Here is a 13,354-nt window from a genome sequence, read left to right on the forward strand (position 1 = left end):
AGGCGGAGACATGACTGAAAAAATACCGTCCGGAACCCCGGGCAGCAGCCCGGAACTGACAAGCATGACTCTGGAAAGCCAGAGAACGGACATCGCTGATGCCCCCGCAACCCGGGCCGTCACTGCCGATCCGAAGATCACCGCCGCAAAGAGCCAGGGCCAGCTGGTCCGGGAACGGTTCTTCCGCCATAAGGGCGCCCTCGGCGGCCTGACCGGACTGGTGTTCATCCTGCTTCTCTCCTTCACCTCCATCGGGATCTCCGTGGGTCCGCTGCACATCCCCGGCTGGTGGCCGCACAGCTTCTCCTCGGTCATGGAGCTGGAGGACGGCGGTTCTCCCACCCTCTCCTGGACCGGCCTGGGGAATCATCCCTTCGGCCAGGACACTTTGGGCCGCGACTACTTTGCCATGACCATGCGCGGCGCCCAGATCTCCCTGATCATCGCCTTCGTCGTGGGCATTGTGGGAACGGTGGTGGGAACCGTCATTGGAGCACTCGCCGGATACTTCCGGGGAATGATTGAGGCCGTCCTGATGCGTTTCACCGACGTCATCATCACAATCCCCCTGCTGGTGGTGGCCGCAGTCCTGGCCAGCGTTGTCTCGCAGTACGGCATCGTGGTCTTTGCCATCTTCCTGGGCCTGCTGACCTGGACAAACCTGGCACGCATCGTCCGCGGCGAGTTCCTCTCCCTGCGGGAAAAGGAATTCGTCGAGGCGGCAAAATCCGTCGGCGCCAGCTCGAGCCGCATTATCTTCAAGCACATCCTGCCCAACACCGTTGGGGTCATTATCGTGTCCGCGACTCTGGCCATTTCCAGTGCCATTCTGCTGGAAACCGCACTGAGCTTCCTGGGCCTCGGCGTTCAGCCGCCGGACACTTCCCTGGGCAAGCTCATTAATGAAAACCGGGCTGCCATGACCACCCGTCCGTGGCTCTTCTTCTGGCCCGGCATCTTTATCGTGGCCATTGCCCTCACCGTGAACTTCATCGGCGACGGCCTCCGGGATGCCTTTGATCCCCGACAGACAAGGAACAAGCAATGAGTTCGGCATCCCCGTACACCTACGCGTCTTCATCAACGGGCACAGCTCCGATTCTGGAAGTATCGGGCTTGGGCGTCGATTTCATGGTGGACAACAAATGGGTGATGGCGGCCGAGGGAGTTTCCTTCACCGTGTCCCCGGGCGAGATCCTGGCTATTGTGGGCGAATCCGGATCCGGAAAGAGCATGTCCTCCATGGCGCTCCTGGGTCTCCTCCCCGGCAACGGCCGCTCCAAGGGCAGCGCCAAGCTGCAGGGCAAGGAACTCATCGGAGCTCCCCAGTCCGTTCTGCGCAAGATTCGCGGCAATGACATCGCCATGATCTTCCAGGAACCGATGACGGCGCTCAATCCCGTGTTGACGGTTGGCGAGCAGATCAAGGAGATCATCGAGCAGCACACGGATGCGTCCCCGGCCCAGGCCAAGGAACGCGCCATCGAACTGCTGCGGATGGTCGAAATCCCCGAGCCTGAGAGGCGGTACGGTTCTTACCCGCACCAGTTCTCCGGCGGCCAGCGTCAGCGTGCCATGATTGCCATCGCCATCGCCAATGACCCCATCCTCCTCGTCGCCGACGAACCCACCACGGCACTGGATGTCACGGTTCAGGCTGAAGTTCTGGAGCTGCTGCGCAACCTCAGCAAACGGCTGAACAGTGGGGTCCTGCTCATCACCCACGACATGGGCGTGGTGGCTGACCTGGCCGACAAAGTGGTTGTCATGGAAAAGGGCCGAATTGTCGAAGCGGCGCCGGTGGCCACGCTCTTCAACAGCCCGGAGGAGGAGTACACCCGCCAACTGCTGGCGGCCGTACCGCATCTGGGTTCAGTAGTCGGCGGAGTGCTGTCGGCGGTGGAGGTGGAGGAAGACGGCGCCCTGCAGATCTCCGAAGCTCCGCGCGCGGTCCTTAGGGACTCTGCAGACCTGGTCACTGCTGATGCCGGCGTCGTGCCGGCCCTGCAGCTGACCGGGGTATCCATTGAATACCCCGGCCGTTTCCGCCAGCCCGGGTTCAAGGCCGTAACCGACGTTTCCTTCGTCATTAATCCCGGTGAAGTTATGGGGCTGGTTGGTGAATCGGGCTCCGGTAAGTCAACCATTGCCCGGGCCGTGACCGGGCTGCTTCCAGTCAGTGCCGGAAGCGTGGATATCAACGGCACCAACATCGCCGGCCTGTCACCCAAGAAGATGCTGCCGCTACGCAGAAAATTTGCGATCGTGTTCCAGGACCCGGCGGCTTCTCTAAATCCGCGCATGTCCATCGGCGAATCCATCGGCGAGCCGCTGTTCCTGCATGAGAAGCTCTCGCGCAAGGACCTCGACCACCGGGTGGAGGGCCTGCTCGACGATGTCCAACTCCCCACCAGCTTCCGCAACCGGTACCCCCATGAGTTGTCCGGCGGACAGCGGCAACGTGTTGGCATTGCCCGGGCCCTCTCGCTGCGCCCCTCTCTGCTGGTGGCCGATGAGCCAACGTCCGCACTGGACGTTTCAGTTCAGGCCCGGGTGCTCGCCCTCCTTCAGGACCTGCAGCAGCAGTACGGTTTCGCCTGCCTCTTCGTCAGCCACGACCTGGCAGTGGTGGAGATCCTGGCGAGCCACATCGCAGTGCTGAACAAGGGAATCATGGTGGAGCAGGGTTCCACGGAGCAGGTGCTGCGGTATCCGCAGGACGCATACACGCGCCGCCTGCTCGCGGCCGCTCCCGTGCCGGACCCGGCCGAGCAGGCCCTTCGCCGGGAACAGCGCAACGCCCTCATGGCTGCAGGCAGTTGATCGGGCAGACAACTTAAACGGCGGCCGAAACAGCCGCGGTTTAGGTTGTCGGACTCACTCTGTGGGACACTGGAGGGCAGAACTTTCAGCAAATCGAAGGAGGCAGCTATGAGCAAGCGTGCACGCAAGCGTCGTGACCGTAAGCGCGGCGGCGCCAACCACGGTAAGCGTCCCAACACTTAAGTCTTGGACTAACCGTGTGGCCCATCGCCACTAAGAAAGAACCCCCGGAGCCTTACGGCCGCCGGGGGTTCTTTTTTGTTCAGCCGCCGGCCTGCTAGTGCTCAGCGGTCTGGATCTGGCTGATCCTTGCCAGGATGCTGGCCTTGAGTGTTGCCGGGGCAGCCTCGGTGCATGACCGTTTCACCACCGACCGAATGACGCACTCCAAGTCGTGTTCCTCGGCGCATTCGGGGCAACCGTCCAGGTGCTCCTTGATCTCGACGATGTCATCGTGGGACAGCGCACCGTCCAAGTACTCATACAGCCGTTCGATGCGGGTATCCTCGCAATCGCCCAGGCTTTGGCAATCGCTCATAGCGTGTTCCCCTGTTTCTTGTTTTGGCTGGCCGCGGCAGCTGCAGTGGCTGCTTTGCCGCGGATGCCGCGTTCATGTGCATATTCGGCCAACAGTTCGCGGAGCATTTTGCGGCCGCGGTGCAGGCGCGACATTACGGTCCCAATGGGAGTGTTCATGATTTCCGAAATTTCCTTGTATGCGAATCCCTCCACATCAGAGAAATACACAGCCAAACGGAATTCTTCCGGAATGGATTGCAGGGCATTCTTCACGTCGGAATCCGGAAGATGGTCCAGCGCCACGGCTTCTGCAGAGCGCAGTCCGGCCGAAGTGTGCTCGGCAGCACGGGCGAGCTGCCAGTCCTCCACGCCGTCCGAATTGGCCTGCAGCGGCTCGCGCTGCCGCTTCCGGTACAAGTTGATGTAGGTGTTCGTCAGGATCCGGTACAGCCAGGCCTTTAGATTGGTCCCCGGACGGTACTGGTGGAAGGCCGAGAACGCCTTGGTGTAGGCCTCCTGGACCAGGTCCTCCGCATCGGATGGGTTCCGGGCCATGCGCATGGCCGCAGAGTAGAGCTGATCCACGTACTGCATGGCATCGCGCTCAAAGCGTATCTTGCGTGCCTCTTCCGATTCGGACGCGACATCCAGCTCGGAGTCTTCCACCTGGGGGCTGCCTTCCGGCGCATCAGTTCTCATCACTTCCAAGTCTACGGTGCGGGGCTCCGGGCCCACACGCAACTGGACTGGAGATGCTGAAGCCTCCGGCTGCGCATCTGTTATCACCAAAGCAGCTGGCACGTTCACTCTCCTCATTTTGGGGACCGCTTCTGCCAAGGGCTTGTCCGCAGGCAGCGGGCTGTCCTCGAATCCGGTAATCACCCTTTCGGGAAGAATGCCGCATACCGTTCCAACGCTCCGCCCGGACAGCTTATTCCGCCGCAGTGATTTGCCTTGGCAGCGCGGCACAAGGTGTGCGAGCCCCGTAAAAGTGCCAGACTAGGAGTATTCTGCCCGGCAATTTCCGAGAACGGGCAGCAACCAGGAGGTCAATATGTCGATTGTCCGTTTGCTCGCCCGCCCGCTCCTTGCCACAGGCTTTATCGCGGCCGGGGTTGACCGCCTGCGGGATTCCGACCAGACCGCCCAGCAGCTTCGCCCCACCTTGGACCGGGTTGGGGCAATGATGCCTTCCGCTGCATCCGTCACCGGGAACCCCCAGCTCGTGGCCAAGGTGCTTGGCGCCACTCAGCTGGGTGCCGGCTCGCTGCTGGCCCTCGGCAAGCTGCCGCGTTTGTCCGGCCTGCTGCTGACCGGCACCGCGGTGCTGAACGCCGTGGTTGAGTACAAGAATGCCGAAACGGACACCGCCGATGAGCGCAAGGCCCGCCGTGCGGCCCTGCTCAAGAACCTGTCTCTCATCGGTGCCGTCCTTTTGGTGGCTGTTGATACCAATGGCCGTCCCGGTCTGGCCTGGCGTGCCGGCCACCTCGCCGATGACACGCGCCGCAGCGTTGCCTCGCTGAGCAAGGATGCCGGGCGCAAGTCCCGTTCAGTTCAGAAGGACGCTGCCAAGCAGCTCAAGAAGGCCAATAAGACCGTCCGCACCACCGCAGCCGGCATTGTAGGTTCCTAGTTCCATGCCCTCCCCCGCCGAACCCCAGACAGTCTCCCCCTGGCCTGCACCGCAGGTTTCATCCCCGTTGAACGCCGATGTGCGGGTCCCGGGCTCCAAATCCCTGACCAACAGGTATCTGGTCCTCGCCGCATTGGCTGACGGCCCCAGCAGGCTCCGGGCTCCGCTTCACTCCCGGGACACCGCGCTGATGGTCCAGTCATTGAGGGCGCTGGGCGCCACAGTGACCGAGGTCGACGGCGACGGCGCCTTCGGTCCTGATCTGGAGATCCGGCCCATGGAGCCGGGGAGCGCTTCGGGTGCAGAGATTGACTGTGGTTTGGCGGGAACGGTAATGCGCTTCGTGCCACCCCTGGCCGCCCTCAAGGCTGGCAGCACTGCCTTTGACGGCGATCCCCACGCGCGCCAGCGGCCAATGTCCGCGATTATCGATGCGCTGCGCGGCCTGGGCGTGACGGTGCACGACGACGGCACCGGTGCACTTCCATTTACAGTAGCCGGCACCGGCGAGGTCGCCGGAGGGCGGCTGGACATCGATGCCGGGGCATCGTCCCAGTTCGTCTCCGCCCTGCTGCTGGCGGGTGCGCGTTTTCGGGACGGACTGCACCTGGTCCATACCGGTTCAGCCCTCCCCAGCCGGGACCACATCGCCATGACGGTCCAGGTGCTGCGCGGCGTCGGCGTGCACGTGGACGACTCCGTCCCCAACGAGTGGCGGGTTTCCCCCGGGCCCATCCGTGCCTTCGACGTTGCCATCGAGCCGGACCTCTCCAATGCCGGACCGTTCCTGGCAGCAGCCCTCGTGGCGGGCGGCACCGTGCGACTGGCCGGCTGGCCCGAGCGCACAGCGCAGGTGGGTGACCGCTGGCGGACCATACTGCCGGCCCTCGGCGGCACCGCCACCCTGTCGGAGGGCACCTTGACAGTGACCGGCACCGGCCGCATCACCGGAGCCCAGCTTGCCGACACCAGTGAGCTCGCGCCCACAGTGGCTGCCCTGTGCGCCCTGGCCGACTCCCCCTCAACGCTTACCGGCATTGCCCATCTGCGCGGCCACGAAACCGACCGCCTTGCCGCTCTGGTCACTGAGATCAACAGGCTGGGCGGCGACGCGGAAGAGACAGCGGACGGCCTGATCATCCGGCCGGCGCCGCTGCACGGCGGCGTCTTTGAGACGTATGCCGACCACCGGATGGCAACCGCCGGTGCCCTCATCGGCCTCGCCGTCCCCGGAGTGCTGGTGCAGGACATCGGGACCACGGCCAAGACGCTGCCGGAGTTCCCGCAGCTGTGGCGGGAACTCACTGGAGGTCTGTACTAATGGCCCGCTCCACCGGCAGCTGGGACGAATCGGACGTCCGGATCCGGCCCAACAAGAAGGGCTCGCGCCCCCGCACCAAAGACCGTCCGGCCTATGACGAGGCCGTCACCGGCCGGATCATTACCGTGGACCGCGGCCGCTACACCGCCGTCGTCGACGAGGACACCCCCACCGAACGCATCGTGATCGCCGCCCGTGCCCGCGAATTGCGCCGTAATCCCGTGGTTGCCGGCGACCTCGTGTCGCTGGTTGGAGACGTTTCGGGTTCCCCCGACACCCTGGCGCGCCTGGTGCGCATCCAGGATCGCCGCACACTGCTGCGGCGCAGCGCCGATGACACCGATCCCGTGGAACGCGCTGTAGTCGCCAACGCCGACCAGCTGGTGATCGTGGTGGCCGCAGCCAATCCCGAGCCGCGCACCGGGTTCATCGACCGCGCCCTGGTGGCCGCCTACGACGCCGGCATTTCGCCGTTGCTGTGCATCACCAAGGCTGACATCAAGGACCCCGCTGACCTCCTGGCCAATTACGAGCATCTGGATCTGGATGTCATCATCAGCCGCACCGCGGCAGATGACGCGTCGGGAATCGACGCCCGCTCCGATGACGGTCTGTCCGCACGTCTGCAGGGCGACGCCGTGCAGCAGCTGCATCACCACCTTGAGGGCAAGGTCTCGGTCCTTGTGGGCCATTCGGGGGTGGGCAAGTCCACCCTGGTCAATGCACTGACCGGTTCCGACCGCGCCACCGGAGGCGTCAATGCCGTGACCGGCAGGGGCAGGCACACGTCCTCTTCCGCGCTTGCGCTGAAGGTTCTTGAGGCTCCGTCGGGCAGCTGGATCATCGACACGCCAGGCATCCGTTCCTTTGGCCTCGCCCATGTTGACCCCGACCGCATCCTTCAGGCCTTCCCGGATCTTGCCCCGGGCACCGACGCCTGTGAACGCGGATGCCGGCATGACGACCAAGCCAAGAACTGCGGCCTGGACCCGTGGGTGGAGTCCGGGCAGGCGGGAGCGGCCGGGCCGGCCCGTTTGGCCTCCCTGCGCCGCCTGCTGAGTTCCGGAACCCGAACCGAAAACCGGGCCTCCGCCAAGGAACTGGGCGCGCAGTGACGCGTGCCGGGAACGCTGCACGGAGCAGATGCTTCCCCGAAACGGCGCCACGGAGGATCCCGGGCCGTGTAATCGTGGGCACTGCCCACCGAATAAGGATAAGTTGAACAGTATGCCGTTCGCCCAGAACTACAACGATGACCTGCGCCTCGCCCATGTGATGGCCGACTCCGTGGATGACCAGACGATGTCCCGCTTCAAGGCGCTGGACCTGAAGGTTGAAACGAAGCCGGACCTGACGCCCGTCACCGACGCGGACAAGGCTGCCGAGGATGCCATCCGGGGTCAGCTCTCCCGGGCCCGTCCCCGGGACGCTGTCCTGGGTGAAGAGTTCGGTTCCACCGGATCCGGGCCGCGCCGCTGGGTCATTGATCCGATCGACGGCACCAAGAACTTCATCCGCGGCGTTCCCGTCTGGGCCACCCTCATTTCCCTGGTCGACGACGGCGTCCCCGTCCTCGGCGTCGTCAGCGCACCTGCGCTGGGCAAACGCTGGTGGGCAGCCACCGGAACAGGTGCCTACATGGGCCGTTCCCTCGCTTCCGCCACCCGGCTTCGGGTCTCCAACGTCTCGGAGCTGTCCGACGCTTCACTGTCCTACTCCAGCCTCGGCGGCTGGAAGGAACGCGGTAACTTCGACGAATTCATCGGCCTGACCGAATCCGTCTGGCGCACCCGGGCCTTCGGCGATTTCTGGTCCTACTGCATGGTGGCCGAGGGCGCCGTTGACATCGCGTGTGAACCCGAGCTGAACCTGTATGACATGGCCGCACTGGTGCCGATCATTACCGAGGCAGGCGGCCGGTTCACCTCGCTCGAGGGCGAAGACGGGCCGTTTGGCGGCAACGCCCTGGCCACCAACGGCGCCCTGCACAGCGATGTACTGCGCCGTCTGAACCCTGCCCTGGACGACCTGCTCTGACCGTGGCACAGTCGACGTCCGGCCCGCGGCTGGAGGCCCTGCGCCGCCGGGAACTGGCACGCAGCTACGAGGACGGCGGGGAACACTACGACCGCATCCGGCCCGGCTACCCCGCCGAAGCGGTCGAGTGGTTGTTTCGCTGCGCACCGCGGTCAACGGAAGGCCCTCTTCAGCAGGTGGCCGACATCGGTGCAGGAACAGGCAAATACACCCGTTCCCTGATCGCCGCCGGATACCAGGTCACCGCCGTCGACCCCTCCGTTGACATGCTCCGCCAACTGGAGCAAATGCTGCCCGGGGTTCCCGTCCTGCAGGGGACCGCCGAGTCCACCGGCCTTCCTTCCGCCTCCATGGACGCCGCCACCGTGGCCCAGGCCTGGCACTGGTGCGACCCCGTGGCCGCAAGCACCGAACTGGCCCGGATCCTGCGTCCCGGCGGATTCCTGGGGCTGGTCTGGAACCAGCTCGACGTCAGTGTCCCCTGGGTGCACCGCTATTCGCGCATCATTCATGCCGGTGACGTCCTGCGTCCCGGCTTTCGGCCGGTGGTTGGCCCCGAATTTGTTCCGGATGCCTCCCACATCGCGCGCTGGTCGCAGCAGATGACTCCCGAGGACCTGATGGAACTCGCCAAGTCCCGCTCCTACTACCTCTCGGCTTCCGAACCGGTTCGGGAAAGAGTCATGGCAAACCTCACCTGGTACCTGTTCGAGCATTTGGGGCACCGATCCGGTGACCCCCTGGAGCTGCCCTATCTGACTCTTTCCTGGCGGATGGTCAAGTCCGCGGAGCTCGGGTTGATGCCTGTTCCCGGAGACCTCTGACCTGTAGTCTGATGCCTCCGGCTCCGAAGGGTGACCGGGTATATCCAGCCACACACTCTGCTGCGGAACGGGGCACGCCACGTGGTCACCTTCGGAATCGAAGAAGAATTCCTGCTCACAGATCCCCTGGGCTCTCTGCCCAGTGCCCGGGCAGCGGACGTCGTTGAGGCGCTCATTCCCGGTGACGGCAGCAGCCTTACCAGCACTGCGGAATTGCTGGCCTGCCAGGTGGAAAGCTCCACGCCTGTTTGCAGTGAAGCAGGTGAGGCGATTGCCTCCCTCCTCGATTTCCGCAACCGCCTCAGTGAAGCGGCTGCCGCAGCCGGTCTCGATGTCGCTCCCACGGGAGCCGCCCCCGCAATGGGACCCGGACCGGCAGTGGTCAGTGCCACGGAACGCTACCAGAGCATGGGACAGATGACCGGGGCCGTCGCGGACGAACACTATGTGAACGGGACCCACGTCCACGTGGCGGTCCCGAGCCGTGAAGAAGGGGTCCACGTTCTGAACCGGCTGCGCCCCTGGTTTGCGACTCTCGGCGCCATCAGCACCAACTCTCCGTACTGGCAGGGCAGGGACACGCGCTTTGCCAGCTGGCGGCTTATCCAGTACCGCCGTTGGTCAATACAGGGTTGTCCGCCGTTCTTCTCCGGTTCAGCCGACTACGACTCACGGGTTGCCAAGCTTCTGGCCACCGATGTTGTCCTCGATTCCGGCCACGTCGGTTGGGTCGCCCGTCTCTCCGAGCGCTTCCCCACCATCGAAGTCCGGGTGGCCGACACCCAGCTGGAGGCAAGGGACGCCGTCCTGCTGGCCCTGGTGACCCGGGGGCTCGTGAGTACCGCGCTCTCCGAGGAAGCTGCCAATGTGGAGGGCAGCCCGGACACCCTGGCCGATCCGGAGATACTCGACGCCGGGCTCTGGCAGGCTGCACGCTTCGGGCTGCGGGGAAACCTTCTGGATCATGGTCCGAACGGCGGTGACCTCAGCCGTGCGGCCCCGGAACAAGTCGCCGCACTGCTGGACTATATTCGGCCGGCTCTGGAGGAATCCGGGGACGAAGCCTTTGTCCGCACCGGCATGGCCCACGTTTTGGCCACGGGCACGGGCGCCCAGCGGCAGCGGGAGGCAGTGCGAAGCGGCGGTTTTGCAGCACTCAGGCCCCTCTTCGCTGCGTCCCTGACTGCCTCCTGAAGGCTCAGCGCTTGGCGGAGCGGCGCCCGGCAGGACGCGGCGCAGAGGCCACCGCCGGGTAACCGGCGGCCAGGTCCCAGATCAGATTGACGACGGCGGCAGCAGCCATCAGTACGGCAACCAAAGCCAGCCCGCTCACCATGAGGGCGCCGGCGCCGGCAAGGAAGGCACCGCCTGCCACCAGCGGAAGCGCCGGCCAGGGCAGCCGGTACTTGGCGCGCGGTGCCAGCAGGAGCCCCCACAGGACGACCGAGACCGTCAGTGCCACGACAGCGGCGACCGTCCGGTGCTCGGGAAACGCGGCAATGGCCCAGTAGGCAACGGCGAAGAGGAGGGCCGTCTCCAGGGCGAATGCCAGTACCTGCCGAACGATGATCGTCCACGGTCGCAGGCGGGCCTGCGCTGCGGGCTCGGTGACGGTGCGGATCCGTGATGTCTCGTTCTCTCTCACAAAGGCAACTTTAGCCCCAGTGGACCGGAAACCCGGCTACCCGAACTCGTAGGTGGAAATATCCAGGATCCGTGCTTCCCAGGGGCGCAGCCAGTGCGGGTCCCCCGGATCTGTGTAGTTGCCCAGGATCAGCTCCCCGCTTCCAAGATTGGACGGCAGTTCCATGGCCTCTCCCGACACGTTGCACTCCACCAGGAACTGCTGGTCTCCGCGGCCGCGCCGGAACGCGTAAAGCGTGGGATGCTCCGGATCGAGCAGGTGGAAGTCTCCGAGTGACACGACGGAGGATTCGTGCCGCAGGCGGATCAGTTTTTGGTAGTAGCGATATACGGACCGTTCGGAAGCCAGGTCCGCCTCCGCATTGATGTTCCGGAAGTTTTCGTTGACCGGGATCCACGGCGTTCCGGAGGTGAATCCGGCGTTCGCTTCGCTACTCCACTGCATGGGTGTGCGGGCGTTGTCGCGGCTCATTGCTGCCAGCGCCGTCAGCGCAGCCTCAGGGCTGGAACCCCGGCTGAGAGCATCAGCGTAGAAATTCAGGGATTCCACATCACGGTATTGATCGATGGATGTGAACCCGGCGCTGGTCATTCCCAGTTCCTCGCCCTGGTAAATGTACGGTGTCCCCCGGTGGAGGTGCAGCAGGGTGGCCAAAAGGGTTGCCGACTCATACCGATACGTCGCGTCATCCCCGAACCGTGACACCTGCCGCGGCTGATCATGGTTTCCCAGGTACAGACTGTTCCAGCCCGTTGCCGCCAGTCCCCGCTGCCACCGGTTCCAGCTGGTCTTGAGGTCCCTCAAATCCAGTTGCCGATAGTCCCATTTGTTCCCGGGGCTCTGGTCAAGGCTGACATGCTCAAACTGGAACACCATGTCCAGCTCTCCGCGGTGCGGATCTGTGAACAGCAGGGCCTCGTCCACGGTTGCTCCGGGAGTCTCTCCGACAGTCAGGTAGTCGCCCGTCCGGTTTGTGAACACGGCCCGCCGCATCTCCTGCAGGAATTCGTGGATCCGGGGGCCGGAGGTGAAGTACGGCGCGCCGTCACCCCAGACTCCCCCGGGCTCCACCACGCCGTCGGGCAGGGCCGGATCCTTGGAAATAAAGTTGATGACGTCCATCCGGAACCCGTCAACGCCCCGGTCGATCCACCAGTTCATGACGGCGTGGACTCCTTCCCTCACCCGGGGGTTTTCCCAGTTGAGGTCCGGCTGCTGGGGGGTGAAGAGGTGGAGGTAGTACTGCTTGGTTCCCGGATCATAGGTCCAGGCGGAACCGCCAAAGTGTGAGCCCCAATTATTGGGTTCGGCCCCGGGCTCTCCGGGATCAAAGCCCGGCCGGGGATCACGCCACCAATAGGTATTGCGTTCTTCATTGTCCCGAGACCGTGACGACTTGCGAAAAGCCTCGTGTTCGCTGGAGGTATGGTTCACCACGAGGTCCATGATGAGCTTCATGCCCCGGGCATGGATGCCTTCGAGCAGCTCGTCGAAGTCCTCTTCGGAGCCAAACAGGGAATCGATCCGCCGATAGTCGCTGATGTCGTAGCCGTTGTCGAACTGCGGCGACTGGTGCACCGGCGAAAGCCAGATCACGTCTACGCCCAGTTCGGCGATGTAGTCCAGCTTTGCCGTGATACCTGCCAAGTCACCGGTGCCGGTGCCGGTACTGTCAGCGAAGCTCCGCGGATAAACCTGATAGACAACGGCATTGGTCCACCACGCCGGGCGGTCAGGATCGCTCATCTTGGCGCCTTTCACTCAGGCCGTGGGAGACCGGCCGCGGGCGGGACCGCCGCCTTCCGGACAGGGGAATGATCCAGACACGGGACTGGGTGCATTCTACGGCTAAGTGGGGCCCGCAGACAGGGGTCCACGGCACACTACCATCGGGCTCGCCCGGTCAGACCGATTTCCTTGCCCCCGTGATTCGAGCGTCGTTAGTGTGGGCGCTACTTCGTCCCTTTATGGTGGACGATTTCTGGATCCCGACGTTTGGAGACAACGCCATGACAACACTGACCGTATGGAAATTTCCGGATTCAGGTGCTGCCGAGCAAGCAACCGAGACACTCTCCAGCCTGCAGTCACAGGGCTTGATCAATGTCCAGGATGAGGCTTACGTGACCTGGCCCGAGGACAAGAAGAAGCCCAGCACGCACCAGGAACATCATCTGGTGGGAGCAGGCGCCCTGGGCGGCGGTTTTTGGGGCCTCCTGTTTGGCTTGATTTTCTTCATTCCGATCATTGGCCTGGTAGTGGGAGCGGCCGTGGGAGCGCTCTCGGCTTCCATGGTTGATGTGGGGATTGATGACAACTTCATCAAGCAGGTGCGCAGCGAAGTCACTCCGGGAACCTCGGCGTTGTTTGTCCTCACCTCGGACGCTGTGGAGGACCGGGTACTGGATGCCTTCAAGAGCAGCTTTCCCGATGCGAAGCTGATCTTCACAAACCTCTCCAAGGAGCAGGAAGCCAACCTGCGCCAGGCGTTCGCGGACTAATCCGTTCGGCGCTGTGTGCTGACTGAATGGCCGCGGCGAGAAAATTCT

Annotated in this window: 14 protein-coding genes; 10 read left to right on the forward strand and 4 right to left on the reverse strand. The window is 64.1% G+C overall.

The window, feature by feature from the left end:
• The first annotated feature begins 10 nt into the window (after positions 1-10).
• From MUG94_RS12365 to MUG94_RS17355, 3 genes are all read left to right on the forward strand, one after another.
• Entirely contained in the window at positions 11-1,048 is a 1,038-nt protein-coding gene (locus MUG94_RS12365) for an ABC transporter permease (protein ID WP_227906357.1), read from the forward strand.
• The gene (locus tag MUG94_RS12370; RefSeq protein WP_227892053.1) at positions 1,045-2,823 is read left to right on the forward strand and encodes a dipeptide ABC transporter ATP-binding protein; all 1,779 of its coding nucleotides are present in this window, start codon (positions 1,045-1,047) and stop codon (positions 2,821-2,823) included. Before MUG94_RS12365 ends, MUG94_RS12370 begins: the two co-directional genes overlap by 4 nt.
• Before the next feature lie 108 nt (positions 2,824-2,931).
• Positions 2,932-3,006, forward strand: coding sequence for a 50S ribosomal protein bL37 (locus MUG94_RS17355; RefSeq protein WP_369299106.1), 75 nt, complete (start codon positions 2,932-2,934; stop codon positions 3,004-3,006).
• Positions 3,007-3,100: 94 nt separating this feature from the next.
• Here MUG94_RS17355 and rsrA read toward each other — a convergent pair whose 3' ends face one another.
• Together rsrA and MUG94_RS12380 are read right to left on the reverse strand one after the other, a co-directional pair.
• Positions 3,101-3,361, reverse strand: a complete 261-nt coding sequence (gene rsrA / locus MUG94_RS12375; protein WP_227892054.1) for a mycothiol system anti-sigma-R factor — start codon at positions 3,359-3,361, stop codon at positions 3,101-3,103.
• The gene (locus tag MUG94_RS12380; protein ID WP_269436960.1) at positions 3,358-4,158 is read right to left on the reverse strand and encodes a sigma-70 family RNA polymerase sigma factor; all 801 of its coding nucleotides are present in this window, start codon (positions 4,156-4,158) and stop codon (positions 3,358-3,360) included. The genes rsrA and MUG94_RS12380 overlap by 4 nt, the downstream gene beginning before the upstream one ends.
• A 238-nt stretch (positions 4,159-4,396) precedes the next feature.
• Between MUG94_RS12380 and MUG94_RS12385 the strand changes: the two genes are divergently transcribed.
• The 6 genes from MUG94_RS12385 (at position 4,397) to MUG94_RS12410 (ending at position 10,354) form a co-directional block, all read left to right on the forward strand.
• Positions 4,397-4,978: a DoxX family protein gene (locus tag MUG94_RS12385; protein ID WP_227892057.1), complete on the forward strand. Its 582-nt coding sequence runs from the start codon at positions 4,397-4,399 to the stop codon at positions 4,976-4,978.
• 4 nt (positions 4,979-4,982) lie between these two features.
• On the forward strand, positions 4,983-6,299 hold the full coding sequence (gene aroA / locus MUG94_RS12390) for a 3-phosphoshikimate 1-carboxyvinyltransferase (RefSeq protein ID WP_227906360.1): 1,317 nt from the start codon (positions 4,983-4,985) through the stop codon (positions 6,297-6,299).
• The gene (gene rsgA / locus MUG94_RS12395; RefSeq protein ID WP_227892059.1) at positions 6,299-7,414 is read left to right on the forward strand and encodes a ribosome small subunit-dependent GTPase A; all 1,116 of its coding nucleotides are present in this window, start codon (positions 6,299-6,301) and stop codon (positions 7,412-7,414) included. Before aroA ends, rsgA begins: the two co-directional genes overlap by 1 nt.
• A 112-nt stretch (positions 7,415-7,526) precedes the next feature.
• Complete coding sequence (gene hisN / locus MUG94_RS12400) at positions 7,527-8,336, forward strand: histidinol-phosphatase (RefSeq protein WP_104052505.1); 810 nt, start codon at positions 7,527-7,529, stop codon at positions 8,334-8,336.
• A 2-nt stretch (positions 8,337-8,338) separates the two neighbouring features.
• Positions 8,339-9,160: a class I SAM-dependent methyltransferase gene (locus MUG94_RS12405; protein WP_227906362.1), complete on the forward strand. Its 822-nt coding sequence runs from the start codon at positions 8,339-8,341 to the stop codon at positions 9,158-9,160.
• 81 nt (positions 9,161-9,241) lie between these two features.
• Entirely contained in the window at positions 9,242-10,354 is a 1,113-nt protein-coding gene (locus MUG94_RS12410; RefSeq protein WP_227892062.1) for a carboxylate-amine ligase, read from the forward strand.
• A gap of 4 nt (positions 10,355-10,358) precedes the next feature.
• On the opposite strand, the gene MUG94_RS12415 is transcribed toward MUG94_RS12410, so the two are convergent.
• Together MUG94_RS12415 and MUG94_RS12420 are read right to left on the reverse strand one after the other, a co-directional pair.
• Positions 10,359-10,805 carry a YrdB family protein gene (locus MUG94_RS12415; protein ID WP_227906364.1) on the reverse strand — a complete coding sequence of 149 codons (447 nt, stop codon included), beginning with the start codon at positions 10,803-10,805 and terminating at the stop codon, positions 10,359-10,361.
• Positions 10,806-10,841: 36 nt separating this feature from the next.
• The gene (locus MUG94_RS12420) at positions 10,842-12,551 is read right to left on the reverse strand and encodes a glycoside hydrolase family 13 protein (RefSeq protein WP_227906366.1); all 1,710 of its coding nucleotides are present in this window, start codon (positions 12,549-12,551) and stop codon (positions 10,842-10,844) included.
• Positions 12,552-12,814: 263 nt separating this feature from the next.
• Here MUG94_RS12420 and MUG94_RS12425 point away from each other — a divergent pair, with 263 nt between their 5' ends.
• Positions 12,815-13,306, forward strand: a complete 492-nt coding sequence (locus MUG94_RS12425) for a DUF1269 domain-containing protein (protein WP_227892067.1) — start codon at positions 12,815-12,817, stop codon at positions 13,304-13,306.
• Positions 13,307-13,354 lie beyond the last annotated feature (48 nt).

The organism is Arthrobacter gengyunqii (assembly GCF_023022985.1).
Classification (GTDB): Bacteria; Actinomycetota; Actinomycetes; order Actinomycetales; family Micrococcaceae; genus Arthrobacter_B; species Arthrobacter_B gengyunqii.